This is a genomic window from Streptomyces sp. N50, assembly GCF_033335955.1.
Taxonomy (GTDB): Bacteria; Actinomycetota; Actinomycetes; order Streptomycetales; family Streptomycetaceae; genus Streptomyces.
The window spans coordinates 352,807-378,046 of sequence record NZ_CP137549.1; the positions used below are offsets into that span (position 1 = coordinate 352,807).

Sequence of the window (25,240 nt, forward strand, 5' to 3'; positions counted from 1 at the left end):
TTGCGGGGTGCTGCGCGGACGGCTCGCCGAGCAGCTAAAAGCGCCAACCTGTTGCATTAAAGCTAACACGTCAATCTGTTGCGTTAAGCCTTAGGGTGAGGGTGTGACGGCAACCCGAGAGCAGGACACAGACGACGCATCAGAGCCGGTGACCGCGCGGCGGCCGGGGGGCCGTACGGCCCGCACCCGTGCCCGGATCCTGGAGGCGACGCTGCACCTCGTCGCACGGGACGGCATCGCCGCCCTGCGCTACGAGGAGGTCGCCGAACTGGCCGGCGTGCACAAGACGAGCGTCTACCGCAACTGGCCCGACCGCGAGGGGCTCGTGAACGCGGCACTGCTCCAGTACGCGGGCTCGGTGGAACTGGAGGACACCGGGGACCTCCGCCACGATCTGGTCGACTACCTGGTGGGCCTGGCCGGCCTGTTGTCCACCACGACCGGCCGGGCCATGCGGCGCGCCATCCAGGACGCCGGGGAGAACCCCGAGGTCGCCCTGCCCGTCAACCGGATCTTCGAGCAGCGTCTGGCCCGACTCCAGCAGGTCGTGGACGGTGCCGTGGCACGCGGTGAACTGCCCCCGGTCGACGGCTACTTCCTCGCCGAGATGCTGACCGGTCCGGTCCACCTGTACGTCAGCCGCGGCCTGCGCCCCTTCACCCGCGCCGAGGCGGAGAGGATCACGGACGTGGTCCTGGCGGGACTGCGCCACACGGCCGAGTAGGGCGCCCGGCAGGCGGAAAACCCGCCGGGCACCCTTCCCTGGTCACTGGCGCCTACTGCCTCATCGCGACGTCAGGCCCGAGATCCGCCACAGACCGTCGCCTGCGCCACCGGCCATGTACGCCTCCCCGGACGCCGTCAGCGAGAAGCTGAAGCCGTTGATGCCGAGGAGGTTGGTGACGTGGGACTGCACCCCGGTGGCGGCGTTCACCCGCTTCACCTCGTCGCCGACCATGAAGTAGACCAGGCCGTCGCCGCCGACCGAGATCGACGTGGGTTCGTAGGCCTCACTGGCCAGCACCCGCGTCGCACCGGTGGCCACGTTCGTCTGCAGGATGCGGCCCTGGCCCATGTCCGCGGTGTAGGCGAGTCCCGCCTTGTCGAACGCGAGGCCGTAGGAGAAGCCGAGCCCCGTGGCCACCACGCGCGATGTCCCGCCGTCCGGGACGGCGACGATCTCTCCGTTGCCGTCGGTGACATAGGTCGTGGTGCCGGAGCGGGCCACGCCGAAGAGCGAGGGCAGGCCGGCGGCCAGGGTACGGCGAGCGCCCGTGGCGAGGGTGACCTGCTGGAGCGTGCCGTCGAAGGCGGTGATGTACGCGCTGCCGTCGGCGACGGCGACCCCGCGGAGGTTGCCGAGCCCGGTGGTGACCGTGTCGAGCGCTCCGGTGGCCAGGTCGAGCTTGAGCAGATCGCCTCCCGAGTACGCCAGATACAGCGAGCCGGCGTTGTCGGAGGCGATGGCGACCGGTGAACCGGCCGCCGGCGCGATCCGTACACAGTCCGCGGACGGGCACTTGATGTCACCCGTCGCGGCAACTGCCTCAGCGGCGAGGGTCATTGTCGCCCCCGACGCGAGCAACGCGCCGAGTGCCAGCGCCACGCCGAACGCGCGCCCGCGGCTGGTGAGCGAGCGGGCGGGACGGTCGAGCGGGAGTCGCGTCGCGGTCCTAGATCTCATCATTGAGTCCATCCGTTCCTGTCCGTCGACGATGGGTACGCGCCCACGGGATCGCCGCGGGCACCGCACTGGCTACGCACAGGGATACGGGGAGGTTCACCAAGGGGTCGAATTCAGGTCCGGACTTTTGAGGCGGGCGGTACCCGGCCACGAGCAGCACCGCGCCCGTCCGTATCGGCCGAAGTGGCGGCCCGATCACCCTGCCGCCAGGCTGACAGCAGACGTGCCATCACACAGGACGAACAAGACCGCGCAGAGACACAAGGGGACTGGTTCCACATGCAGATCGATCTGACCGGACGCACGGCCCTGGTGACGGGCTCGACGCAGGGCATCGGCGCCGCGATCGCCGCCGGACTCGCGCGCTCCGGCGCCCGGGTCGGGGTGAACGGCCGGGACGAGAAACGGGTCGCGGAGGCTGTCGCGCGGCTCGCGGCGGAGGTCCCCGGCGCGGACTTCGTTCCCGTGGCCGCCGACGTCGCGGACGAGGAGGGCGCCCAGCGCGTCCTGGAGGCGCTGCCGGAGGTGGACATCCTCGTCAACAACCTGGGCATCTTCGGCTCCGCCGACCCGCTGGAGATCAGCGACGAGGAGTGGCGGCGCTATTTCGAGGTGAACGTGCTGGCCGCGGTACGGCTGACCCGCGTGTACCTGCCGGGCATGACGGAGCGCGGCTGGGGCCGGATCCTGAACATCGCCAGTGACTCGGCGGTCGTCATCCCGGCCGAGATGATCCACTACGGCATGTCCAAGACCGCGCTCCTCGCTGTCAGTCGCGGCTTCGCGAAGCAGGCGGCGGGCACGGGCGTGACGGTCAACTCGGTCATCGCCGGCCCGACCCACACCGGTGGCGTGGAGGACTTCGTCTACGAACTCGTCGACCGCGACCTGCCCTGGGACGAGGCCCAGCGCGAGTTCATGCGCAAGCACCGGCCGCAGTCCCTCCTGCAACGGCTGATCGAGCCCGAGGAGATCGCCCACATGGTCGTCTACCTCAGCTCCGACCAGGCCTCGGCCACAACCGGCGGAGCCCTGCGCGTCGACGGCGGATACATCGACTCGATCCTGCCCTAGCGCCCTCAACTCATAGTCGCCGCACGCACCTCGTCCCCCAGAACTATGGTGTCCCACCACATGTGCCGCTGACGTGCCCCTTCCTACCGTGTGCCATCACGTACCCGTCCCCACGGCACACAAGGAAGTGGCGCACATGGCCTCCGCGACCCCCGCTCCCCCACCCCCCGCCAACCTCAAACGCATCGTCGCCGCCAGCCTCATCGGCACCACCATCGAGTGGTACGACTTCTTCCTCTACGGCTCCGCGGCCGCGCTCGTCTTCAACAAACTCTTCTTCCCCGACTCCGACCCGCTCGTCGGCACCCTACTCTCCTTCCTCACCTACGCGGTGGGTTTCGCGGCCCGCCCCCTCGGCGCCCTCGTCTTCGGGCACTACGGCGACCGGCTCGGCCGCAAGAAACTGCTGGTTCTGAGCCTGCTGCTGATGGGCGGGGCGACCTTCGCGATCGGGCTGCTGCCGACCCACGCGACCGTCGGAGCGGCGGCCCCGGTCCTGCTCACCGCGCTGCGCCTGGTCCAGGGCTTCGCGCTCGGCGGCGAGTGGGGCGGAGCCGTCCTGCTCGTCTCGGAGCACGGAGATGCCCGCCGACGCGGCTTCTGGGCGTCGTGGCCCCAAACCGGCGCCCCCGCAGGGCAGTTGCTCGCGACAGGCGTACTGTCCCTGCTCACCGCCGTCCTCTCGGACGAGGCCTTCGGCAGCTGGGGCTGGCGCATCCCGTTCCTGCTCTCCGGTGTCCTGGTCGCCGTCGGTCTGTGGATCCGGCTGTCCGTCGACGAATCCCCGGTGTTCCAGGAGGCGTTGGCCCAAGCCGAGGCCCGCAAAGCCGCCGCCCGGACAACGGCCCGCGGCACCGGCCCCGAGCAACTCCCGCTCGTCTCCGTACTGCGCCACCACTGGCGCGACATCCTCGTCGCGATGGGCGCCCGCATGGCGGAGAACATCAGCTACTACGTGATCACCGCCTTCATCCTCGTCTACGCCACCACCTCGGCCGGCGTCTCCCGACAGACGGCCCTGAACTCCGTACTCATCGCCTCCGCCGTGCACTTCGCCGTCATCCCGGCCTGGGGCGCACTGTCGGACCGGATCGGACGCCGGCCCGTGTATCTGCTGGGCGCGGTGGGCATCGGGCTGTGGATGTTCCCCTTCTTCTCGCTGATCGACACCGGCGACTTCGGCGACCTGGTCCTCGCCGTGACCGTCGGCCTGGTCCTGCACGGCGCGATGTACGCGCCCCAAGCCGCCTTCTTCTCCGAGATGTTCGCGACCCGGATGCGGTACTCCGGCGCTTCCATCGGCGCCCAGTTCGCCTCGGTCGCTGCGGGCGCCCCGGCCCCGCTGATCGCCACCGCCCTGCTGGCCGACTACGACAGCTCGACCCCGATCGCCCTGTATGTGATCGCGGCGGTCGTCCTGACCCTGATCGCGGTGGGCATGGCCAAGGAGACCCGGCACCGCGACCTGACCGACATCGAGTCCGCCACCGACGACCGGGCCGCGACGACCGCTCCCGCGAAGGACGCCGCGGACGCCCGCACCGCCTGACCACCATGCGCGGCACCGACCCTCGTACGCCCCGCGCCTACGCGGGTCACGGCCGCGCCGGAGCAGCCAACCTCCTTAGTCTCAGGGCGAGTTGGATCTCCAGCACACGTCCTGGTTCCTGCCAGTCCTCGCCGAGGAGCCGGCCCACCCGCTCCAGCCGCTGGGCGACGGTGTTGACGTGGACGTGCAGGGCGTCCTTCGTCCGGGCCGGGCTCATGCCGCAGGCGAAGTAGGCGTCCAGCGTGCGCAGCAGATCCGTACCGCGCCGCTCGTCGTACCGCACGAGCTGCCCGATGGTCCGCTCGACGAAGCCTCCGATGTCCCGGTCCCCGGCAAGGAGCAGTCCGAGGAAGCCGAAGTCCTCGGCGGCGGCGCCGTCTCCCGTACGGCCCAACAGCCGCAGGGCGTCGAGGCACCGGCGCCCTTCCTCGTAGGCGGCGACCACGGCGTCGGGCCGGGCGCCGGGTTTCTCGACGGGGGCGGAGGCGCCGACGGTGACCGCTTCGTGCACCGCCGCTCCCAGGTGGGCGGCGGTGCGACGGGCCAGGTCCGTGGCGGTGGCGCCGGGATCGAGGGGCAGCAGGAGAACCGTGCCGCCGTCGCGGGCGGCGGCCAGTCCGTGCCGGGTCCCGGCGAGGTGCGAGGCGGCGGACCACAGGCGTCTGCGGGCGGCGGCCTCCTGGTCTGCGTCGGCGGCGGTGCCGTCGAGCCGGGCGGCGAGGACGACATGGGTGGCGTCCAGGTCGGCGTCCAGTCTGGACGCACGCTCCCGCAGCAGCCGTGGGTCACCGTCACGGGCGTCGAGCAGATCGTCCAACAGCTCGCCGCGCACGCGCTGTTCGGCCTCGGCGGCCGACCGCCGGGCGAGCAGCAGCAGGGAGGTGACCATCGCGGCGCGCTCCAGGGTGCGCTGGTCGACGGGGTCGAGTCCGGGGTGCCCGCGCAGCACGAGCGCGCCGAGCAGCTCGCCGCCCGCGGCCACGGCGGCGATCCAGTCGTCCCGGTGCCGCACCGCGTGGCCTTCGACGCGGGACGCCTCCAGCGCCTTCGTGGGAGTGGCGTCGATCTCGGTGAACTCGACCGCTCCGTCGAGGACTTGGGAGACGGCGGCAGCCACGTCGTGGACTCCACCGCCGCGCAGCACGAGTTCGGCCAGCCGGTCGTGGATGTCCGACGCGCGCTCGATGACTCCGCTGCGGTCCTGGATGATCTCGTTGGCACGCTCCAGACCGGCGAGGGCCGAGCGGGTCTCGGTGAGCAGGTTCGCGGTGTCGATGGCGGCCGCGGCGAGCGCGGCGAAGGAGCCGAGCAGGGCGATCTGCTCCCGCTCGAAGACCCGCGCCCGCCGGTCCGCCGCGAACAGCACCCCGATGACACGGTGCCCGAGCATCAAGGGCACCCCGAGGATCGCCACCAGCCCTTCGTCCCGCACCCCGGTGTCGATGGTGAGGGTGTGCTGGAAGCGGTCGTCCTTGAAGTAGTCGTCGGTGACGTACGGCCGTGCCGTCTGTGCGACGAGTCCGCCGAGCCCCTCCCCCATGCCCAGCCGCAGCTGCTGGAAGCGGGCCGCGACCGAGCCCTCGGTCACCCGCATGTAAGTGTCGCCCCTGGCCGGGTCGTTGAGGCTGAGATAGGCGATGTCGGTGCCGAGCAGCGACCGGGCGCGCTGGACGATCGCCCGCAGTACGGCGTCGAGGTCGCGCAGTCCGGCGAGGTCGTGGGCCGTCTCGAAGAGCGCGGACAGCTCGGCCTCGCGCCGTCGGCGTCCCTCCAGCTCCGAACGCACGCGCAGCGCGAGCACCTTGGCGTGTTCGAGCCCGGCGATCGCCTCGGCCGGTCTTCCGTCGGCGCGGGCGAGCAGCACCGGCTGCTCGTAGGCGTCGGCGGAGGCGCCCCGGGCCAGCAGGTCGAGGAACGGCGTCTCGGCACTGCTCGGTCGCGCTGCGGCACCGGTGGCGGTGGCGGAGCGCTCGGCGGACTGCACGTGATCGCTGGACATGCTCACAGGATTCCCCATCGCCGGGCCGGCCGGTCAGGCCTGTGGATAACTCGAGAATCGCCTGCGCGCCCGGTGCTTCAGTGCGCGGTCCAGCCGCCGTCCAGTACCAGCGAGGTGCCGGTGACGAAGGACGCGTGCGGGCCGCAGAGATAGGCGACGGCCTCGGCGACCTCCTCCGGTTCGATGAGCCGTTTGACGGCGCTGTCCTGCAGGAGCACCTCGGTCAGCACGCGTTCCTCGGGGATGCCGTGGGCCTGTGCCTGGTCGGCGAGTTGTCGCTCGACCAGGGGGGTGCGCACATAGGCGGGGTTCACACAGTTCGAGGTGACGTTGTGGGGTGCGCCTTCGAGGGCGGCGGTCTTGGAGAGTCCCTCCAGACCGTGTTTGGCGGCCACATACGCGGACTTGAAGGCGGAGGCGCGCAGCCCGTGGACGGAGGACACATTGACGATCCGCCCCCAGCCCTGCCCGTACATGTGGGGCAGGGCGCCGCGGATGAGCCGGAAGGGCGCCTCCAGCATCACGGTGAGCACCGTGTGGAAGACGTCGGGCGGGAACTCCTCGATGGGGCGCACCAGTTGGAGCCCCGCGTTGTTCACCAGGACGTCCGTGCCGGCGGCGGCGTGCTCGGCGGCGTCCAGGTCGGTGAGGTCGAGGACGTGCGGTTCGACGGTGCCCGCGAGGCCCTGCGCCTGCTCGGCGAGCTCCGCGAGTCCCGGGGCGTCCATGTCGACCGCTCTGACCTTCGCCCCGGCCGCCGCCAGCCGCAGCGTGCAGGCGCGGCCGATACCGCCGGCGGCGCCGGTGACGAGGGCGGTACGGCCGCTGAGGTCGAGGAGGTTCGCGTGGGGCCCCGGGAGGGCGTTGGGCACGGTCATGGGGCGAGCCTAGACAGCGTCTCCGCCCTACCGCATATGGGTCGAGCACATACTTCAGTCGGTACTCGTGGTGTCAAACCATGTGGGTGCGTCGGCCAGGGTCTGCTTGATCCGGAACAGCTGGTGATCGCTGAGCTCGGGCAGCGCGTCCAGCTCGAACCAGCCGACCTCCAGCGACTCGTCGTCGTTCACCGCCGCCTCACCACCGACGGCCCGGCACTGCAGCGTGATGTCCATGAACTGGCAGGCATCACCGTTGGGATAGCTGATCGGTCCCCCGGCCTTCACCATGACGACCCGTTCCGCGACGCACTCGACGGCCGTCTCCTCGAACACCTCGCGCACCGCGCAGACCGCGGGCTGCTCACCGGGCTCGGGGATGCCGGAGGGCAACGCCCACTCGTGGTTGTCCGCCCGCTTGCCCAGCAGGACGCGACCCGCGTCGTCGAAGACGACGGCGCTGACCCCGGGAAGCCAGAGCAGTTGATGCCCCGCGGAGGCCCGGATCGTACGGATGAAATCAGGAGTAGCCATGCTCCGACCCTAACGGGACGATCCATGGCTACCCCACGAACTACCGTGCGCACGGCGGGCGTACAGCAGGCGTACGGCTACACGTCGCCCGCGCGCCGCCCGCGCACACCGGCGGCGACCGCCCAGCCGAGACCGGCCGCGGCGACGAGCACCAGGGCCATCTCGGGCAGGATGCCGAGCTTCGTGGCCGGGGTCTCCGAGGAGCGCAGCGGCACCTTCTGGACCAGGGAGTCGGCGACGAACATGCCGGTCTTCTGGGTGATCTTCCCGTCCGGCATGATGATCGCGCTGACGCCGCTGGTCACCGGGACGGTGACGGTCCGGCTGTGTTCGACCGCGCGGACCCGGGACATGGCGAGCTGCTGGTAGGTCATCTCGCTGCGGTCGAAGGTCGCGTTGTTGCTCGGCACCGAGATCAGCTGGGCGCCGTCGGTGACCTCGGAGCGGACGGCCCAGTCGAAGGCGGCCTCGTAGCAGGTGACCAGGCCGATCTTGGCGCCGTTCATGGTGAACACGCCCGGCTTGGTGCCCCGGCTGAAGTCCTGGCGGACCATGCTGGTCCAGTTCTTGTTGATCGCCCCGAGCAGTGAGCGCATCGGGAGGTACTCGCCGAACGGCTGGATCTGCCGCTTGTCGTAGGTGTCGGTCGGACCCTTCACCGGGTCCCAGAGGATCTGCTCGTTGTAGAGCTTGCCGCCCCGTTCGACGACACCGCCGACCGAGATGGGCGCGCCGATCGCCTTGGCCGCCGCGTCGATGTCGGTGTACGCCTGGGCGTCGGCGAAGGGGTCGACGTCGGAGGAGTTCTCCGGCCACAGGACGACGTCGGGCCTGGCGACCTTGCCCGCCTTGACCTTCGCGGCCAGCCGCAGGGTCTCCTTGACGTGGTAGTCGAGCACGGCCCGCCGCTGGGCGTTGAACTCCAGTCCCGCGCGCGGGACGTTGCCCTGGATGACCGCGACCGTCGTGGTGCCGTCCTCGGCCTTGTCGCTGACCAGCCCCCGCGCCGCGACCGCGCCGACCACCGGTACGGCCACGCTCAGCAGCGCCACGGCAGCGGCGGACCGCCGTACGACACGGGTGTCGCGGGTCTCCAGGGCCAGGCGCACGATCTCGTACAGGCCGAAGCCGCACAGGACGACGGCGAAACCGAGGACCGGGGTGCCGCCCACCGCGGCGAGCGGCAGGAAGACGCCGTCCGCCTGGCCGAACGCGATCTTGCCCCAGGGGAAGCCGTGGAAGGGGACACGCGCGCGTACCGCCTCACCGGCGATCCACAGTGCCGCCGCCCACAGCGGCCAGGCGGGCAGCTTCGAGACCGCGGTGATGGCCGCGCCGACCAGCGCGACGAAGATCGCCTCGACCACGACCAGCGCGATCCAGGGCCCGGGGCCGACCTCCACGCCGGTCCACACCAGCAGCGGCAGCAGGAATCCGAGGCCGAAGAGGTAGCCGAGACCGAGGCCCGCCTTCCAGCTGCGGCCGCGCAGCACCCACCCGAAACAGGCGAACGCGGGCAGCGCCAGCCACCACAGGGTGCGCGGCGGGAAACTGACGTAGAGCAGCACTCCGGAGAGTGCGGCTACGGCGGCCGGGACCAGACGGACGAGGCGGGCGAGGCGCGATGTGGGCGCGGCCTGCGGCTCCAGCTGGTCCGACTCGCCCGCGGAAGTTGCGGTGACGGTCACTCCGGGAGTGTACGGCGGTCTTCCCCGGCGCCGACAGCACGGTCCGGATGGCGGCCCGGGGCACTGAGCAGGGCCGCAGCAGCATCGTTCCTGCGCAACTCGTCCACAAATCGGTCATCAGCCGTTACGGTGTGCCGGAGCCCCTGTCGTGCGGTCGGTCCAGGCCAGGACGGCCGGGGCCGGTCACGGGTCGGGGAGGCCCGGTTCAGGGGGCGGCGGGGTGGGTTCCACGGGGATGGCGGCGGCGACCGGTCCGGACGCCGACAGTGAAAGACGAAACGTTTCCGATGCGGCGGGCATCGCGGTGCTCGGATCCTGTGCCGCGTGGTCGCTGATCACCGCCGCGATGCACGACGGCCGGCCCGAGGGCGTGCTGCTCGCGGTCCTGGCGGTCGCCGCCGGTTACGCGTCGGGGCGGATCTCCGGAGCGCTCGTACCGGTCGCCGCGCCCTGTGTGGGGGCGCTGGCCGGGCTCGGTATGGCGCTGGCGGAGCCACATCTCGCCCCGGGCCCCCAGTTCGCCGTACCGCTGGGCCACGCCGGTGCGACCGCGGCCCTGCTGACCCTGGCCGTGGGTGCCGCCTGCTGCTCGGCCTGGGCCGCCCCGACACCACCCCTGCGGCTCGCGCTGCGGCTGCTGGCGGCCGGGATCACGGTCGTCGCGGCCGTCCTGGGCTCGCTCTCGGGATTCGTCCTGTGCACGGCGGTGCTGCTGTGCTCGCTCGCCGCCGGCCGCATGCGGCGCCGGGGTCTGGGCATCGCCGGTCTGGGCCTGGCCACGGCGCTGGTGACCGGCGCGACCTGGGCCGTGGCCGGAAACGTGCTCCCGGACGGGCTGACCGCCTCCCTGGAGGGCCAGTTGACCCCGCACCGGGTCCAGCTGTGGCAGGACGCCCTGCACATGGCGCACCAGGATTCCGCCCTGGGGGTGGGTCCGGGGCGCTTCGGAGAGCTGAGCAGCGCGGCGGCCGAGGCCCTGCTCCCGGACGGCAAGCCGCACTCGGCGCCGCTTCAGCTGGCGGCCGAGCAGGGAATCGTCGGCGTGCTCCTGCTGGCGGCGGCCTACGGCTGGGTGCTGCACGCGCTGTGGCGCACCACGCGCTCCACGCCGATCGCGCTCACGGCGGGCGCCGCGCTGACGGGGCTCGCGATCGTCGCCGCGGTCGGCAACGCGCTGAGCTTCACCTCGGTGTCGGTCGGCGCGGGCTTCCTGGCCGGGCTGGCCACGGCCCACCCGCTCGCCGAGGAGGCCGCACGCACCGCGCCGGACGCACACGCGCGTGGCGACCGACTGGCCCCGTGACGGACGAGGAACGTCAGAGCACCGCGCCGGGCTTGGGCGGAGCCAGCCGGTCCGTGATGATCCGTACGGCCGTCTCCGCGTTGTCCACGGTGATCGTGAACGTGTGCCCGTCCCACAGCCGCAGGACGATGCCCTCACCGCGCCGTACGACGACCGCGGTGCCCTTCTCGGGCCGCCAGCGGTAGCCCCAGCCGCCCCACTGGCGCGGGGTGACGTGCGGGGCGAACTCGGCGCCGGCGACGCTCGCGAGGGGGATGCGGCGGCGCGGCACACCGATGTGGCCGCAGCGCACTTCGAGGGACTCCGTGTCCACCTTCAGGCCGACGTGCACGAAGGCGAGCGTGCCGAACAGCATGAGCAGCCCGGCCGCGATGCACCCGACGACGGACATGACGAGCGGGGCGATGCCGGACGTCCAGGTGGAGTCCACGGCCAGCTCGATGCCGAGCGCCATGCAGGCGGCACCGGCGAGCGCCAGCAGCCACTGGAACCGGTTGGTGGCGCGGCCGGTCCAGATCTCGCTCTGCGGGAAGGTTTCGTCGCGGGGGTGGTCCCTCATGCCTACGAGACTACTCAGGTTTCGCTGCGCGGGTACGGCGTTGCGGAGGGTGACCGTTTTGTGGGGCGACACGGCGAACGCACAGGATCGCGTGCGTCGCCGTGGTCAGTGGGCCGGTGTGACGGCCCGCAGGAGCCGGCCCTCGGCGTAGACCGACGCGGCAGCGGGCAGCGCGCCCTCGCGACCGTTCAGGAGCACCGTGACGGTGCCGTCGGGCAGCGCCTCAGGGGCGGGCTTTTCACCGATCCGGCGCAGTGCCTGGGCGGCCACCGCGTCGGCGGAGCCGTGCAGGACGAGCGGCGGCCGGTCGAGGCGCTGGACAGCGGCGCGGATGCGTTCGGCGACCAACTCGTAATGGGTGCAGCCCAGGACGACGGTCGTTACATCGTCGGGGGTCAGCTCGGCGGCCGCGGCGACGGCGGCGTCGATGGCCGCCTCGTCCCCGTGCTCCACGGCCTCGGCCAGTCCCCAGCACGGGACCTCGGTCACCGGCACACCGTCGGCGAAGTCCTTGATGAGGCCGCGCTGATAGGGGCTGCCGGTGGTGGCGGGCGTCGCCCAGATCGCGAAGGGCGTGCCACCGGCGGCGGCCGGCTTGATCGCCGGGACCGTGCCGATGACCGGGATGCCGGGCTCCAGGTGCTCACGCAGGACCGTCAGGGCATGCACGGTCGCGGTGTTGCAGCCGATGATCAGGGCGTCGGGCCGGTGCGCGGCGGCGGCCTCGGCGACGGCCAGCGCGCGCTGGGCGACGTCTTCCGGTGTCCGCGGCCCGTACGGCATGCCCTCGGGGTCCAGGGAGAGCACGAGATCCGCGTCGGGGCGCACGCGCCGTACCGCGGCGGTGGCCGCCAGAAGGCCGATTCCGGAGTCCATCAGCGCGATCTTCACCCGGCCACGATAGACGATGGCCTCGGTGGATCCGCCGCCGTGGGGCAGACTGCGCCCGTGAGCGCCATCGTGTGGATCGCCGCCGGATCATTCGCCGCCTGGCTGTGGCTGCTGCTCTGTCAGGGCTTCTTCTGGCGCACCGACATCAGACTCCCGGCCCGCACCGACCCGGACGTCTGGCCGTCGGTCTGTGTGGTCGTCCCGGCCCGCGACGAGGCCGCCGTACTCCCCGAGAGTCTGCCGTCGCTCCTCGCTCAGGACTATCCCGGGCGGGCGGAGATCTTCCTTGTCGACGACGGCAGTTCGGACGGCACCGGGGAACTGGCCCGCGAGCTGGCGTCCCGGCACGGCGGGCTGCCGCTGACCGTGGACTCCCCCGGCGAACCGCCCACGGGCTGGACGGGCAAGCTGTGGGCCGTACGGCACGGCATCGCTCTGGCACGCGCGCGTGACCCCGAGTACCTGCTGCTGACGGACGCGGACATCGCGCACGCCCCGGACAGCCTGCGGGAGTTGGTGGCGGCGGCCCGCTCTGGTGGCTTCGACGCCGTGTCGCTGATGGCCCGGCTGCGCGTGGAGAGCCTGTGGGAGCGGCTCGTGGTACCGGCGTTCGTCTACTTCTTCGCGCAGCTGTATCCGTTCCGCCGGATCGGCAAGCAGTCGGCGCGGACGGCTGCCGCGGCGGGTGGCTGTGTCCTGCTGCGCGCCGACGCCGCCGAGCGGGCGCGGATCCCGGACGTTATCCGGCAGGCGGTGATCGACGACGTGGCGCTCGCGCGGGCCGTCAAGGGCGGCGGGGGTCACATCTGGCTGGGGCTCGCCGAGCGGGTGGACAGCGTGCGCCCGTATCCGCGGCTGCACGACCTGTGGCGGATGGTCTCGCGCAGCGCGTACGCGCAACTGCGGCACAACCCGCTGCTCCTGCTGGGTACCGTCGTCGGGCTGGCGCTGGTGTATCTAGTGCCGCCGCTGGCCCTGTTCACCGGTCTGGCCGTCGGAAGTACGGGGGCCGCGGTCCTCGGCGGCCTCGCGTGGCTGGTGATGACGGGGACGTACATCCCGATGCTCCGCTACTACGGGCAGCCGCTGTGGCTCGCTCCCCTGTTGCCGTTCACCGCGTTTCTGTACCTCCTGATGACCGTCGATTCCGCGGTGCAGCACTACAGGGGACGCGGCGCGGCCTGGAAGGGCCGCACCTACACGCGTCCTGACGCCGTCGTCGGCGACGAGAGCTGAAGGCTCACTTGCGACCCGGGGTCCAGTTCATGCCCCACCCGTAGACGCGGTCGACGGTCCGCTGTGGGCTCACCCCTCGGTCGGGGACGAGGTAGCGGGCCTCGCGCTGGACGACGAGGTCGCCCCCGGTGTTGGTGATCAGGGCCAGGGCGCACACCGTGGAGGGCACCGTGCACTCGTCGAGCGAGAAGTCGATCGCTGCGCCGTGCTGCGGCTGGAGGGTGACCGTGGCGTGCAGGTCGGCGAAGGAACGGGCGCCTTCGTAGATGGTCACGAAGACGAGGATGCGCCGGAAGTCCTTGATGTGGTCGAGGTTCACGGTGAGGTTCTCGCCGCTCGCCGACGCGCCGCTGCGGTCGTCGCCGTCGAGATGGATGTACGGGGGCCGCTGCAGGGAGCCGAACGCGTTGCCGAGTGCCTGGACGACTCCCTTGCGGCCGTCGGCGAGTTCGTACAGGGCGCACAGGTCGAGGTCGAGGTCCGCGTGCATCGCGACCGCGCGGCCGCGCTTGCTGCCCCAGCCCGAGAACTGCTTGCGCACCTCCCAGTTGAGGTTCACACGCATGGCACCCGAGGTGCCGCCCTGCTTCGTCAGCGAGACGGAGGGGGCTGCCTTGGTGAGCGTCACCTTGGAGAGCCGCACAGGGGTCACCGAAGGGGGCGGGTTCACCGGAGGAGGCGGCATGGTCACGGGCGGCTGGACCGGCGGCGGCAGGTTCACGGGCGGCCCGGACGGCGGCGGCATGTGCACCGGTGGACCGGCCGGCGGCGCCATGGTCGCGGCCGGTGTCGCCTGCTGCGGCTCGTCCACGGTGATGCCGAAGTCGGTCGCCAGGCCCTCGAGTCCGCTGTCGTAGCCCTGGCCCACGGCCCGGAACTTCCAGGCGCCCTGGCGGCGGTAGAACTCGCCGAGCACGAAGGCGGTCTCGACCGTCGCGCCCGTGCTGTCGAAGCGGGCGACCACGGTGTTCTGTACGGCGTCCCGGACCTCGATGTACAGGTCGGGGACCCGGCCGAACGTTCCGCCGTCGGCTGAGGCGGCGAGGACGATGCGGTCGACGGCGGGCTCCACGCGCGCGAGGTCGACGAGCAGGCTGTCGGTCACCTTCCCGCCGGCGGTGCCCTTGCCCTCGTGGCGGACCGCGCCGGAGGAGTGCGCCGGCTGGTTGTAGAACACGAAGTCGCCGTCGGAACGGACCTTCCCGCCGACCAGCAGCAGGGCCGAGGCGTCCGCGTCCGGGACGCCGGGTCCGGACCGCCAGCCCAATTCGACGCGCAGTGCCGTCGTCGGCACCGGAACATTCGATCCCTTCGGCATCGACATGTCTGCCCCCATATCACGTCTCACCGTGCCAGGACACGCCCCGGCAGCCCATCGGGTGTCTACCGCACAACCTATTCCCCGGGGCGGCGAACGCCCATCAGGAGCGCGTCAACACCGTCGGCCAACCGCTGGTAACCCGCCGGGAACTAGGCTTTTACCCGATCCGAACACAGGTCGATGCCCTTTTTTGGCAAGTTCGCTCGCATTGGGGATCCCGTGCCACCCCCGACACGGAAAACAACCCTCTAATCGGTCTCCCCAACCAGCACATCGTGGGCTTAACTTATGTGCCATGACCTCCCCCCGCTCCACTTATGGCGGCGGCTACTACTCCGCCTCCTTCCCGGACACCCCGATCTACGACTCCCTCGTGGCCGAGCGGGGTACCCCGCAGATCGCCCCGATCCGGGTCCCCGCCGCGTACGACTTGCCGGGGAGCAACCTGCCGGCGCTGCCGTCGGCACTGCCCGCCCTGCCGGCGGGTCCCTCGCAGAACTACGGCTATCCGCAGGCGCAGCAGCCCGCCCCGCTGCAGCAGGCGCCCGCCGCCTACATCCCGCAGCAGGCCCCGCCGCGCGGTTACCCCGGGCAGCAACAGCAGCAGCCGCGCCCGATGGCGGCTCCGGCCGGCTACGAGGCGATGCGTCCGGCGGCTCCCCGCCCGGCCCCGGCGCCGTACCAGCAGGACCCGTACAACAACCAGCAGCAGCAGTACCGCGGCTACTGATCCGCACCCTGCGTTGTCGGTGCCACCTGGCACGATGGAGCGATGGGGAATGCGGAGCTGCGGTCGATCCACGTTCATCCGGTCAAGGCGCTCCGGGGCTTCTCGCCCCGGGAGGCTCTCGTGGAGCCTTGGGGACTGGCCGGGGACCGACGCTGGGCGCTGATCGACGACGGGGGAAAGGTCGTCACGCAACGCGAGCACCCGCGTCTCGCACTGGCCGCCGCCGAGCTTCTGCCCGGCGGCGGTGTTCGTCTGTCGGCGCCCGGCCACGACCCGCTGGCCGTGCCCGTTCCGGAGCCGGTCACCACCGTGGCGATGGAGATCTTCGGTACCAAGGTCGACGCGGTGCCGGGGCCCGACACCGCGCACATCTGGTGCAGCGACCATCTGGGCTTCCGCGTACGTCTCGTCCACATGGACGATCCCGCCACGCGCAGACCCGTCGACCCGGAGTACGCGCTTCCCGGTGAGACCGTCGGTTTCGCCGACGGCTATCCGCTGCTGCTGACCTCCGAGGCCTCCCTCGACGCCCTCAACTCCCTTGTCGCGCAAGGGGATCACCCCGCCGAGGGGCCGCTGCCCATGAACCGGTTCCGGCCCAATGTGGTCGTCGCGGGCACCGCCGCCTGGGCCGAGGACGGCTGGTCGGGCGTCACGATCGGCGAGGTCGCCTTCCGGGTCGCGAAGAAGTGCGGGCGCTGCGTCGTGACCACCACCGACCAGGGCACCGCCGAGCGCGGCAAGGAGCCCCTGCGCACCCTGGCCCGGCACCGCCGTATCGGCGGCAAGCTCGTCTTCGGGCAGAACCTGGTACCCCGGTCGACCGGCACGATCCGCGTCGGTGATCCGGTCCGGATCCTCGCGTAGGCGGAGTTCCGCATTCGCGCGCAGGCGGAGTTCCGCCCAGAGCGCACGACGTTCCGCCGAAGAGCGCGCGAGGCGGGAACCCTCCCCGTGGGCCCGGTCGTTGAGATCCCGTGAGAAGTTCATGAGAGGCCCGGGGAGAGGTGATTTCGCTCTCTCTTTGCCGGGGCTCTTGGGTGAACGGCCACGCCTGGAGTTATCACGGAGCGGGAAGGGGGTGCGGGACGGTGGGAGCAATCAGGGGTGTGTGGCGTTGGCGGCGCAATCCGCTGCGTCGCGCGACCGATCTGGTCGAGGCCTGGCTGGCCCTCGTGGTCCTGCTGCTGGTCCTGGTCGCCGCGCCCGTGATCGGTTCACTCGTCGGCGCGGTCGCGCAGGACAGCCTGCAGCGGTCGGTGCGGGAGCAGCGCGCGGACCGGCACGCCGTGACCGCGACGGTGGTCAAGAAGCTCAAGGGGGCCGAGCTGGACCCCGATCCGGACTCGTCCACCGCGCGGGACATCCGCAGCAAGGTCCTCGCCGACTGGACCGCCCCGGACGGCACCGTCCAGCACGGCGCGGTGATGGCGAGCCTCAACACCCCGCACGCGGGTGACCACTTCAGGCTCTGGACGGACCAGCAGGGACACATAGTGGCCCGCCCGCTGGACTCGGCCACGGCGACGACCCACGCCGTGCTCGCCGGGCTCGGCGCGGCACTGCTGACCGCCGGGCTCGTCGACAGCGGCAGACGGTTCGTGCTGTGGCGCATGGTCCGCCGCAGGTACGCCCGTTGGGACCGGGCATGGGAGCGGGCGGGCCCGGACTGGGGCAGGACCGGCACCGGCAGCTGACAGCCTTCCGGCTCTGGTCAACCCACCGCCCGCACGCACGCTACGGTGGACCGGCGAAGGCTTCGGCATCAACCCGCGTACCACGAGGTGGGGGCACAGCAGCGCCATGGCACAGGGCACGGTCCAGGTGACGCACACCGGTACATCGCGGTGGCGGCGCCGCACAGGTGAGTACGCGTCGCTCGCCGCCGCCCTGGAGGCCGCGGCCGAGGGAGACGTGCTCACCGTCGCCCCCGGCACCTACCGCGAGAACCTCGTCGTGGCGCGGTCGGTGACCCTGCGCGGCCCCGAGGGTTCGCCCGGCTCGGTGCGCATCGCGCCCCTGGACGGCGTGCCGTTGACCGTGCGCGCCTCGGCGATCGTCCAGGACCTGCACGTCGAGGGCCAGGACTCGGCCGCGCCCGCGCTCCTGGTCGAGGACGGCGCACCGGAGTTGACGGACCTTCGGATCGTCACCCGCTCCGCGTCCGGCATCGAGGTGCGCGGCGGTGCCCGCCCCACTGTGCGGCGCTGCACGGTCGACAACCCGGCCGGCATCGGGATCGCCGTACTCGACGGCGGTGGCGGGGTGTTCGAGGAGTGCGAGGTCGTCTCGGCCGGCCAGGCGGGCGTAGCTGTCCGCGGCGGCGGTCATCCACGCCTGGAGCGCTGCCGTGTCCACCACGCGTCGGGGGTGGGTCTGTCCGCCACGGGTGAGAACTCCTCGCTGGAGGCGGTGGGTTGTGAGGTCTACGAGACCCGGGGCAGCGGCGTCCAGATCACCGGCCGGGCCACCGCCCACCTCACCGACTGCGATGTGCACCGTACGGCCGCGGACGGCGTCACACTCGACACCGACGCGGTGCTGACCCTGGCCGACTGCCGCATCCACGACATCCCGGAGAACGCGGTGGACCTGCGTTCCCGTTCGGTACTGACGCTGACCCGCACGACGGTGCGTCAGTTCGGGCGCAACGGCCTGTCGGTGTGGGACCCGGGCACGCGCGTGGACGCCAACCAGTGCGAGATCTTCGACAGCACCGGCGACTACCCGGCGGTGTGGGTCAGCGACGGCGCGACCGCGGTCCTCGACTCCTGCCGGGTGCACGACGTACCGGACGCGCTGTTCGTGCTCGACCGGGGCTCACGCGCGGACGTCGTCGACAGCGACATCTCCCAAGTACGCAACACCGCCGTGTCGGTGAGCGACGGCGCCACCGCGCAGCTCGACGACTGCCGGATCCGGGACGCGGCCACGGGCGCGTGGTTCCGCGACCACGGCAGCGGCGGCACCCTCAACAACTGCACCGTGGACGCCACCCAGACCGGCGTGATCGTCACCAAGGGCGCCGACCCCACCATCGAGCGCTGCACGGTCGACTCCCCCGCCGAGGCCGGCTTCTACGTCTCCGCGGGCGGCCGGGGCACCTTCCTGGGCTGCCGCGTGACGGGCAGCGGCGGCTACGGCTTCCATGTGATCGACGGCTGCCGTACGACGCTCAAGAAGTGCCGTACGGAGCGGTGCGCGCGCGGCGGTTACGAGTTCGCGGACGCCGGACCGGACGCGGCACCCGGCACGGGACCCGTCGTCGAGGACTGCACCAGCGACGAGAGCAGCCTCAAGCCGTCCACCGCCCACGAGACGGCCGTGGAGACCGCGAGCCAGTCCACCAGCGTGCTGGGCGCGATCCCTACCCAGCGCACGGCTGAGCAGGACCCGCTGATCACCGCGACGGACCCGGAGAAGGAGTCCCGTTCCTCCAAGGCCGTCCTCGGTGAACTCGACGCGCTGGTCGGCCTGGACAGCGTCAAGCGCGAGGTGCGCGCCCTCACCGACATGATCGAGGTGGGCCGCCGCCGCCAGCAGGCCGGCCTCAAGGCGGCCTCCGTCAAACGGCACCTGGTCTTCACCGGCTCCCCCGGCACCGGCAAGACGACGGTCGCCCGGCTCTACGGCGAGATCCTCGCCTCCCTCGGAGTCCTGGAGAAGGGCCACCTCGTCGAGGTGTCCCGCGTCGACCTGGTCGGCGAGCACATCGGCTCCACCGCGATCCGCACCCAGGAGGCCTTCGACAAGGCGCGCGGCGGGGTCCTGTTCATCGACGAGGCGTACGCCCTCTCTCCGGAGGACTCGGGACGCGACTTCGGTAAAGAAGCCATCGACACGCTCGTGAAGCTGATGGAGGACCACCGGGACGCGGTCGTGGTCATCGTCGCGGGCTACACGGCGGAGATGGAGCGGTTCCTGTCCGTCAACCCCGGTGTGGCGTCCCGTTTCTCACGGACCATCACCTTCAGCGACTACAACCCCGAGGAGCTGCTCCGGATCGTCGAGCAGCAGGCCGAGGAGCACGAGTACCGGCTGGCCGAGGGCGCGTCCGAGGGACTGACGAAGTACTTCACGGCGATCCCCAAGGGCGCCGCGTTCGGCAACGGCCGCACCGCGCGGCAGACCTTCGAGGCGATGGTGGAGCGGCACGCGAGCCGGGTCGCCCAGTTCGAGGAGCCGAGCACGGACGACCTGACCCTGCTCTACGCGGAGGACCTGCCCGAGCTGCCCTGAGGCGGCACCTCGGGCCGCAACCGGGCCAGCAGCCGCTCGCGTTCCTCCGCGAACGCCGGGTCGGCCTGGTAGTCGGAATGGCCGAGGATCGGCGCGGGCAGCGGATGCCGTGCGGTACGGCCGTACTCCAGTGGGTCCTTGAGGGGTGGTTCGTGGTCGACCTCGGGGCCGCAGTCGCCGGACACGCGCACCGGGCCGCCGATGGGGTCGGTGAGCCGGTACAGATTGCGCCAGCAGTCGACCTCGCGGTGCAGCCGGGTCAGCGCGGCCGGTCCGAAGTGCGCCGGGAACCAGCGGCCGTAGAGGCGCTCCAGGGGTGAGCCGTAGGTGAGCAGGGCTACGCGTTTGCGCTGGGCGGGCTTCAGTTGCCAGGCCGCCGCCGCTGCGAGGACGCTGCCCTGGGAGTGGCCCGAGATGACGAGGCGGCCTCCCGTGGCGCGGGTCCAGGTGGCCATCCGCCAGGTCAGGTCGGGGACCGCGCGCTCGGCGTAGCAGGGCGGGGCGAAGGGGTGGGCGGCGCGCGGCCAGAAGGTGCCGACGTCCCACAGGATGCCGATCGTGCGCCGCGCGGAGGCGTCCTTGTAGGCGCGCCTGCCCCAGGTGACGAAGAGTATGAACCCGAGCCCGATCAGCCAGGACCCGAGTCCCTGCGAGGTCTGGGCGGCGCCGTGCACGAAGGCGTGCCCGTCCTCTCCGGCCCGCGACGGTGTCCGGTCGGTGGTGAAGGCGCCGACGAGTGCTCCGGCGCCCAGGAGCAGGGTCGCGGTGGAGATGACGGCGACGAGGAGGGGTCCGCGGTCGGTGAGCGCGGCCATCGCGCGCGTGCTCGCGATCTTGGCGGTGCGCGCCCGGTCCTTCCGCCCGCCCGGGTAGTCGCGCGCCACCGCGGCCAGTTCGCTACGGCGCAGCCGCCAGGTGCGATGGCCGATCCCGGCGCACAGGACGAGGACGACGACGAGCAGCGTCGGGATCACCGAGGCCTGCCAGGTGAGCAGCACGGGCGGCCCCGCGATGGACGTCCCGGTGCCGTCCAGCCAGTCGGAGACCCGCTGCGAGACCCCGCCGGACATCACGCCGCCCAGGGCGCAGGCGAGCATCGCGACGGCCGGTCCGCCGAGGCCCCGCATCGCGGAGCGCGGATCGGGGTGGGTGCGGTGCAGGAAGTGGGCTACGACGGCCAGGGCGACCACCAACAGGCCCTGAACCAGGGCGATTCCGCCGAACGTCATGTCGCCCGGCAGCCGCCCGGACGACTGCCACCCCGGGCGCGACCAGCCGGCGTAGAGGAGGGAGAGGGCGAGCAGCAGGAGCGCGCCGAGCGGCAGGCGGCGGACGAGACGGCGGTCGAGGGCCTGGTCGAGGCGGTTCTCGCTGCGGCCCCGGCGGCACACTACGTAGACCACGACGAACGCGACGCCGGCGAGCGCGGTCTCCAGGAGTGTGCCGAGGCGGGCCAGCCGGTCGGAGCCGTCGGGCCCGCGGTCGAAGCGGGCGGCCGAGACGGTGACGGCCGCGGCGACCGTGAGGAGGCCCGCCGCCGTGTGGGCGGCGCGCAGCCGGGCGACCAGGCGGCGGCCGTACCAGAAGCCGGGGCGGCTCAGGGAACTGCGGTCGGGCTCGTCGTCGGGCTCGGCTCTGCGGGGCATCGGCTGCTGGGACTCGTACTCGCTCCAGGTGCGGCGGGAGAGGTACCAGAGGAGGACGGTGAGCGCGATCGGCACCAGGGCGGCGAGCGCGAGGCGGCGGCCGGGGCGGCTCCACCAGCTGCCGTGGGACATCGTGGGCGACAGGAAGCCCAGCCAGGTGTGCCGTTCGGCGCACGCGCGCGTGCCGGCGCACTGCCAGGCGGCGAGGTCCAGGGCGACCTCGCAGGCGGCCGCGACGAGCAGCACGGTCAGGGTCAGTCCCGCGAGCCGCACCAGCAGGCCGTAGAAACGGACCGTCCGTTTCCGGTCGCGGGCGGTGGGGCGCATCCAGTGCGCGAGGTTGACGACCATGAACGGCAGCAGCAACAGCCACAACGCGCGTGTGCCGTTGCCGGAGGTGAGGTTGCACCAGACGTAGGCCTCGCGGATCGGTCCGGTGCGCCGGTCGGCGGGGCGGGACTCGGCGTCCACGTCGGCGGCGCGCCGGAAGACGGCCGCGGTGTCGTCGCCGGTGATCCGTACCGTGCGCGGATCGCCGAGCATCTCCTCGGGTGTGGCGCCGCCGACTCCGTGGACCAGGAGTTCCAGGGCGGGTTCGGTCTGATCGGACCGTCCGGCAAGGGTCTTCGCCTCGCTCGTGACGGCGTGTTCCTGTACACGCTCCACTGTTCGCACATCCCCCGTGACGCACTGTCTGTCCGTGTCCGTGTCCGTGTCGAAGTGCACTCCAGGATCGCCCTTTCCGGCGCGTCGCACACGCCCCGTCACCGAATCTCCCCGATCCGTGTGACACGCGAGCGACGGATGATGACCGAATGACATGTGCGCGTCGGGACAGGCGGTGGCGCGGTGCTTGCGGGGGCGTGCGAGGATTGGGTCGTCCGCGCACCGCCGCCGGGGAAAATGTCCTGGTCGGGGCGGGCGCGACGGGCAGTCTGACGGGTTGCGGCGAAAGGACCGGAGCGTACGTGAGTGAGAATCAGAACCTCCTCGCGGAGCAGCGGCGCGCCCTGATCCTCGACGAGGTCCGGCGCCGCGGTGGCGTCCGCGTCAACGAACTGACCCGCAAGCTCGGCGTGTCGGACATGACCGTGCGCCGCGACCTCGACGCGCTGGCCCGCCAGGGCGTCCTGGAGAAGGTGCACGGCGGAGCGGTCCCGGTCGTCGAGGCGAGCACGCACGAGCCGGGCTTCGAGGCGAAGTCGGGGCTGGAGCTGACCGCCAAGGAGGACATCGCGCGGGCGGCGGCGGAGCTGGTGGCGCCGGGTACGGCGATCGCGCTCTCGGGCGGTACTACGACGTACGCGCTCGCGCATCACCTGCTGGAGGTCCCCGACCTCACCGTGGTCACCAACTCGGTGCGGGTGGCTGACGTGTTCCACGCGGCGCAGCGGACGTCGGGGCAACGGCAGGGGGCGGCGACGGTCGTGCTGACCGGCGGAGTGCGCACGCCCTCCGACTCGTTGGTGGGGCCGGTGGCCGACCAGGCGATCGCGGCGCTCCACTTCGACATGCTGTTCCTCGGCGTGCACGGCATATCGATCGAGGCGGGCCTGTCGACGCCGAACCTCGCGGAGGCCGAGACCAACCGCCGGCTCGTGCAGTCCGCGCGGCGGGTCGTGGTCGTCGCCGACCACACCAAGTGGGGGACGGTGGGGCTGAGTTCGTTCGCCGCGCTGGAACAGGTCGACACGCTCGTGACGGACGCGGGGTTGCCGGCGGAGGCGCGCGCCGACATCTCCGAGCATCTACGGCTCGTGGTGGCGGGCGAAGCGGCCGGTGACGGGGCAGACATCTGACGGTGCGTCAGCTATCGTGACGTCGCCCACCCCGGTCAACTCACCCACCCCGGTCAACTCACCCAACCCGGTCAACTTCCCTTAACCGTCAAGGGGGTTCGCGTCCATGGCCAACCAACTGCGGCCCGTCGGGCTCGACTTCATCGATACCGCTCCGGTACGGCTGGTCTTCGCGCAGGAGATGTCCGCGGCACCGGATGCCGTCTTCCACGCTCTCAACGACGATGTGCCGGGCTGGGCGAAGTGGTTCTCGGCCGTCACGAGCGCGCGGGCGGTCGACGACGGGGCGGGGCGGGACATTCGGCTCAGGGGCGGCGGCCACTTTCGCGAGACGGTGATCGCGGCGAAGTCCGCCGAGGTGTACGCGTATCGGGTTGACGTCACCAACGCGCCGGGAGCGCGGGCGATGGCCGAGGAGTGGCGGCTGAGCCCTGCGGGGAGTGGGACTCGGGTTCAGTGGACGTTCGCCGTGGATGGGACGGCGGTGTTCCGGGGGGCTGTGCGGGTGGCTCGGCCTGGGTTGGGGCGGGCGTTCAGGGGGGCCGTGACCCAGTTGGACCGGCGGTTGGCCGGATAGAGGTTGCACGGGAGTACGTCGTCTGCGGCTGCGTGGGGGCTGGTCGCGCAGTTCCCCGCGCCCCTAAAAGCCAAAAGATGGGGCGCTGGCCAACTCGGTATCCAGAAGTTCAGTGTGGCCATACTCCTGTTGCCAGCAGGGACTCGATCGCCTTGCTGTATGGAGTGATGTCCAGGCCCTGTGCCGTCAGCCAGGCGTCCGAGTAGTACTTGTCCAGGTAGCGGTCGCCCGGGTCGCACAACAGGGTTACCACGCTGCCCTGTTGGCCCGTCGCGACCATCTCGGCGATGATTTTGAGGGCGCTCCAGAGGCCGGTGCCGGTGGAGCCGCCCGCCTTGCGGCCGATGGCTCGTTCCAGGGCCCTTACGGCGGCGACGCTGGCCGCGTCGGGGACCTTCATCATGCGGTCGATGGCGCCGGGGACGAAACTCGGTTCCATCCGGGGGCGGCCGATGCCCTCGATGCGGGAGCCGCAGTCACGGGTGACGTCCGGATCGCCGGTGGTCCAGCCCTCGAAGAAACAGGAGTTCTCCGGGTCGGCGACACAGACGCGCGTGTCGTGCTGCATGTAGTGGACATAGCGCGCGAGGGTCGCCGAGGTACCACCCGTGCCGGCCGTCGCGACGATCCACGCGGGCTCCGGGAAACGCTCCAACTCCAGCTGGCGGAAAATGGATTCGGCGATGTTGTTGTTGCCGCGCCAGTCCGTGGCCCGCTCCGCGTAGGTGAACTGGTCCATGTAGTGGCCGCCGGTCTCCACCGCGAGGGCGGCCGACTCCTCGTACATCTTGCGCGGGTCGTCCACGAAGTGGCACTGCCCGCCGTGGAATTGGATCAGGCGGATCTTCTCGGCGCTGGTCGTGCGCGGCATGACCGCGATGAAGGGCACCCCGATCAGCTTGGCGAAGTACGCCTCGGAGACCGCCGTGGAACCACTGGACGCCTCGATCACCGGGCGGGCGGGCCGGATCCAGCCATTGCAGAGGCCGTAGAGGAAGAGGGAGCGGGCGAGGCGGTGCTTGAGGCTGCCTGTGGGGTGGGTCGACTCGTCCTTCAGATACAGGTCGATGCCCCAGCTCTCCGGGAGCGGGAAGCGGAGGAGGTGGGTGTCGGCGGAGCGGTTGGCGTCGGCCTGGACCTTGCGGACGGCTTCTTTCAGCCAGCTCCGGTAGGCGTCGTCGCTGCGGTCGACGTCGAGGGTGGCACCGGTCAGGGCCTGGGGGTGGTGCTCACGGCGGGGCTCCTTACGCGTCGCGCCGACGGCGTCTCGCGCGGCCGACACCTCGATCATAGGCACCTTCCGCACGCTTCTCACCTGCATAAACATGCCTTTGGGCGGCTCAAAGGCGGCCCTGGGGGCGGGGCGTCGGCGGGCTCGTGGTGGGTTTGCGTTCGCTTTGCTACGGGTTTGCGATGGGCTGCGCGCAGGGCTCGGGGGCGCACTCGCGCGAGTGCTTCGGATACTCACCGTGACCGGGTCGTACGTACTGGTGCTCGACGGCCTCGGCGGGCAGACTGCACCGGAGCGGGACG

General features: G+C 71.5%; 21 protein-coding genes. 11 read left to right on the forward strand and 10 right to left on the reverse strand.

Annotated features, from left to right (window positions below):
* Positions 1 to 103: 103 nt before the first annotated feature.
* Positions 104 to 724, forward strand: a complete 621-nt coding sequence (locus tag R2B38_RS01605; protein WP_318014573.1) for a TetR/AcrR family transcriptional regulator — start codon at positions 104 to 106, stop codon at positions 722 to 724.
* Positions 725 to 784: 60 nt separating this feature from the next.
* Here R2B38_RS01605 and R2B38_RS01610 read toward each other — a convergent pair whose 3' ends face one another.
* Positions 785 to 1,684, reverse strand: coding sequence for a hypothetical protein (locus tag R2B38_RS01610; RefSeq protein ID WP_318014574.1), 900 nt, complete (start codon positions 1,682 to 1,684; stop codon positions 785 to 787).
* Positions 1,685 to 1,963: 279 nt separating this feature from the next.
* On the opposite strand from R2B38_RS01610, the gene R2B38_RS01615 reads away from it, so the two are divergent.
* On the forward strand, positions 1,964 to 2,758 hold the full coding sequence (locus R2B38_RS01615) for an SDR family oxidoreductase (RefSeq protein WP_318014575.1): 795 nt from the start codon (positions 1,964 to 1,966) through the stop codon (positions 2,756 to 2,758).
* Positions 2,759 to 2,894: 136 nt separating this feature from the next.
* Positions 2,895 to 4,307, forward strand: a complete 1,413-nt coding sequence (locus R2B38_RS01620; RefSeq protein ID WP_318014576.1) for an MFS transporter — start codon at positions 2,895 to 2,897, stop codon at positions 4,305 to 4,307.
* A 46-nt stretch (positions 4,308 to 4,353) separates the two neighbouring features.
* On the opposite strand, the gene R2B38_RS01625 is transcribed toward R2B38_RS01620, so the two are convergent.
* The 4 genes from R2B38_RS01625 to lnt form a co-directional block, all read right to left on the reverse strand.
* Positions 4,354 to 6,306, reverse strand: a complete 1,953-nt coding sequence (locus R2B38_RS01625; protein ID WP_318014577.1) for a helix-turn-helix domain-containing protein — start codon at positions 6,304 to 6,306, stop codon at positions 4,354 to 4,356.
* A 77-nt stretch (positions 6,307 to 6,383) separates the two neighbouring features.
* Positions 6,384 to 7,184 (reverse strand): 3-hydroxybutyrate dehydrogenase, encoded by an 801-nt coding sequence (locus R2B38_RS01630; protein ID WP_318014578.1) that lies wholly within the window; start codon positions 7,182 to 7,184, stop codon positions 6,384 to 6,386.
* A 54-nt stretch (positions 7,185 to 7,238) separates the two neighbouring features.
* A complete protein-coding gene (locus R2B38_RS01635) occupies positions 7,239 to 7,718 on the reverse strand; it encodes an NUDIX domain-containing protein (protein WP_318014579.1) in 480 nt (159 codons plus the stop codon).
* 77 nt (positions 7,719 to 7,795) lie between these two features.
* Entirely contained in the window at positions 7,796 to 9,406 is a 1,611-nt protein-coding gene (lnt, locus tag R2B38_RS01640) for an apolipoprotein N-acyltransferase (protein WP_318014580.1), read from the reverse strand.
* A gap of 235 nt (positions 9,407 to 9,641) precedes the next feature.
* Between lnt and R2B38_RS01645 the strand changes: the two genes are divergently transcribed.
* The gene (locus R2B38_RS01645; RefSeq protein WP_318021567.1) at positions 9,642 to 10,709 is read left to right on the forward strand and encodes an O-antigen ligase family protein; all 1,068 of its coding nucleotides are present in this window, start codon (positions 9,642 to 9,644) and stop codon (positions 10,707 to 10,709) included.
* Positions 10,710 to 10,722: 13 nt separating this feature from the next.
* Here R2B38_RS01645 and R2B38_RS01650 read toward each other — a convergent pair whose 3' ends face one another.
* Positions 10,723 to 11,268 carry a hypothetical protein gene (locus R2B38_RS01650; protein WP_318014581.1) on the reverse strand — a complete coding sequence of 182 codons (546 nt, stop codon included), beginning with the start codon at positions 11,266 to 11,268 and terminating at the stop codon, positions 10,723 to 10,725.
* 105 nt (positions 11,269 to 11,373) lie between these two features.
* The gene (locus R2B38_RS01655) at positions 11,374 to 12,159 is read right to left on the reverse strand and encodes a glutamate racemase (protein WP_033278534.1); all 786 of its coding nucleotides are present in this window, start codon (positions 12,157 to 12,159) and stop codon (positions 11,374 to 11,376) included.
* A gap of 69 nt (positions 12,160 to 12,228) precedes the next feature.
* On the opposite strand from R2B38_RS01655, the gene R2B38_RS01660 reads away from it, so the two are divergent.
* Positions 12,229 to 13,395, forward strand: coding sequence for a glycosyltransferase (locus R2B38_RS01660; protein WP_411978550.1), 1,167 nt, complete (start codon positions 12,229 to 12,231; stop codon positions 13,393 to 13,395).
* A gap of 4 nt (positions 13,396 to 13,399) precedes the next feature.
* On the opposite strand, the gene R2B38_RS01665 is transcribed toward R2B38_RS01660, so the two are convergent.
* The gene (locus tag R2B38_RS01665; protein WP_318021568.1) at positions 13,400 to 14,713 is read right to left on the reverse strand and encodes a TerD family protein; all 1,314 of its coding nucleotides are present in this window, start codon (positions 14,711 to 14,713) and stop codon (positions 13,400 to 13,402) included.
* Positions 14,714 to 15,011: 298 nt separating this feature from the next.
* Here R2B38_RS01665 and R2B38_RS01670 point away from each other — a divergent pair, with 298 nt between their 5' ends.
* From R2B38_RS01670 to R2B38_RS01685, 4 genes are all read left to right on the forward strand, one after another.
* Positions 15,012 to 15,446, forward strand: coding sequence for a DUF6643 family protein (locus R2B38_RS01670; protein WP_318014583.1), 435 nt, complete (start codon positions 15,012 to 15,014; stop codon positions 15,444 to 15,446).
* Between the two features lie 42 nt (positions 15,447 to 15,488).
* On the forward strand, positions 15,489 to 16,313 hold the full coding sequence (locus tag R2B38_RS01675; RefSeq protein WP_318014584.1) for an MOSC domain-containing protein: 825 nt from the start codon (positions 15,489 to 15,491) through the stop codon (positions 16,311 to 16,313).
* Positions 16,314 to 16,537: 224 nt separating this feature from the next.
* Positions 16,538 to 17,143, forward strand: a complete 606-nt coding sequence (locus R2B38_RS01680) for a hypothetical protein (RefSeq protein WP_318014585.1) — start codon at positions 16,538 to 16,540, stop codon at positions 17,141 to 17,143.
* 106 nt (positions 17,144 to 17,249) lie between these two features.
* Positions 17,250 to 19,685: a right-handed parallel beta-helix repeat-containing protein gene (locus tag R2B38_RS01685; protein ID WP_318014586.1), complete on the forward strand. Its 2,436-nt coding sequence runs from the start codon at positions 17,250 to 17,252 to the stop codon at positions 19,683 to 19,685.
* Here R2B38_RS01685 and R2B38_RS01690 read toward each other — a convergent pair.
* Positions 19,655 to 21,997 (reverse strand): hypothetical protein, encoded by a 2,343-nt coding sequence (locus tag R2B38_RS01690; RefSeq protein WP_318014587.1) that lies wholly within the window; start codon positions 21,995 to 21,997, stop codon positions 19,655 to 19,657. The two genes, R2B38_RS01685 and R2B38_RS01690, sit on opposite strands and share 31 nt — an antisense overlap.
* Before the next feature lie 302 nt (positions 21,998 to 22,299).
* Here R2B38_RS01690 and R2B38_RS01695 point away from each other — a divergent pair, with 302 nt between their 5' ends.
* Both R2B38_RS01695 and R2B38_RS01700 read left to right on the forward strand, forming a co-directional pair.
* Entirely contained in the window at positions 22,300 to 23,130 is an 831-nt protein-coding gene (locus R2B38_RS01695; protein ID WP_033278527.1) for a DeoR/GlpR family DNA-binding transcription regulator, read from the forward strand.
* Positions 23,131 to 23,236: 106 nt separating this feature from the next.
* On the forward strand, positions 23,237 to 23,707 hold the full coding sequence (locus tag R2B38_RS01700; RefSeq protein ID WP_318014588.1) for an SRPBCC family protein: 471 nt from the start codon (positions 23,237 to 23,239) through the stop codon (positions 23,705 to 23,707).
* A 109-nt stretch (positions 23,708 to 23,816) separates the two neighbouring features.
* Here R2B38_RS01700 and R2B38_RS01705 read toward each other — a convergent pair whose 3' ends face one another.
* Positions 23,817 to 25,013 carry a PLP-dependent cysteine synthase family protein gene (locus R2B38_RS01705; RefSeq protein WP_318014589.1) on the reverse strand — a complete coding sequence of 399 codons (1,197 nt, stop codon included), beginning with the start codon at positions 25,011 to 25,013 and terminating at the stop codon, positions 23,817 to 23,819.
* Between the last annotated feature and the right edge of the window lie 227 nt (positions 25,014 to 25,240).

Coding starts and splice junctions, on each gene's coding strand:
- R2B38_RS01625 (WP_318014577.1), bottom strand. CDS start 6,306: ATGTCCAGCGATCACGTGCAGTCCGCCGAGCGCTCCGCCACCGCCACC.
- R2B38_RS01645 (WP_318021567.1), top strand. CDS start 9,642: ATGGCGGCGGCGACCGGTCCGGACGCCGACAGTGAAAGACGAAACGTT.
- R2B38_RS01650 (WP_318014581.1), bottom strand. CDS start 11,268: ATGAGGGACCACCCCCGCGACGAAACCTTCCCGCAGAGCGAGATCTGG.
- R2B38_RS01620 (WP_318014576.1), top strand. CDS start 2,895: ATGGCCTCCGCGACCCCCGCTCCCCCACCCCCCGCCAACCTCAAACGC.
- R2B38_RS01675 (WP_318014584.1), top strand. CDS start 15,489: ATGGGGAATGCGGAGCTGCGGTCGATCCACGTTCATCCGGTCAAGGCG.
- R2B38_RS01615 (WP_318014575.1), top strand. CDS start 1,964: ATGCAGATCGATCTGACCGGACGCACGGCCCTGGTGACGGGCTCGACG.
- R2B38_RS01665 (WP_318021568.1), bottom strand. CDS start 14,713: ATGCCGAAGGGATCGAATGTTCCGGTGCCGACGACGGCACTGCGCGTC.
- R2B38_RS01685 (WP_318014586.1), top strand. CDS start 17,250: ATGGCACAGGGCACGGTCCAGGTGACGCACACCGGTACATCGCGGTGG.
- R2B38_RS01630 (WP_318014578.1), bottom strand. CDS start 7,184: ATGACCGTGCCCAACGCCCTCCCGGGGCCCCACGCGAACCTCCTCGAC.
- R2B38_RS01670 (WP_318014583.1), top strand. CDS start 15,012: ATGACCTCCCCCCGCTCCACTTATGGCGGCGGCTACTACTCCGCCTCC.
- R2B38_RS01610 (WP_318014574.1), bottom strand. CDS start 1,684: ATGAGATCTAGGACCGCGACGCGACTCCCGCTCGACCGTCCCGCCCGC.
- R2B38_RS01635 (WP_318014579.1), bottom strand. CDS start 7,718: ATGGCTACTCCTGATTTCATCCGTACGATCCGGGCCTCCGCGGGGCAT.
- R2B38_RS01700 (WP_318014588.1), top strand. CDS start 23,237: ATGGCCAACCAACTGCGGCCCGTCGGGCTCGACTTCATCGATACCGCT.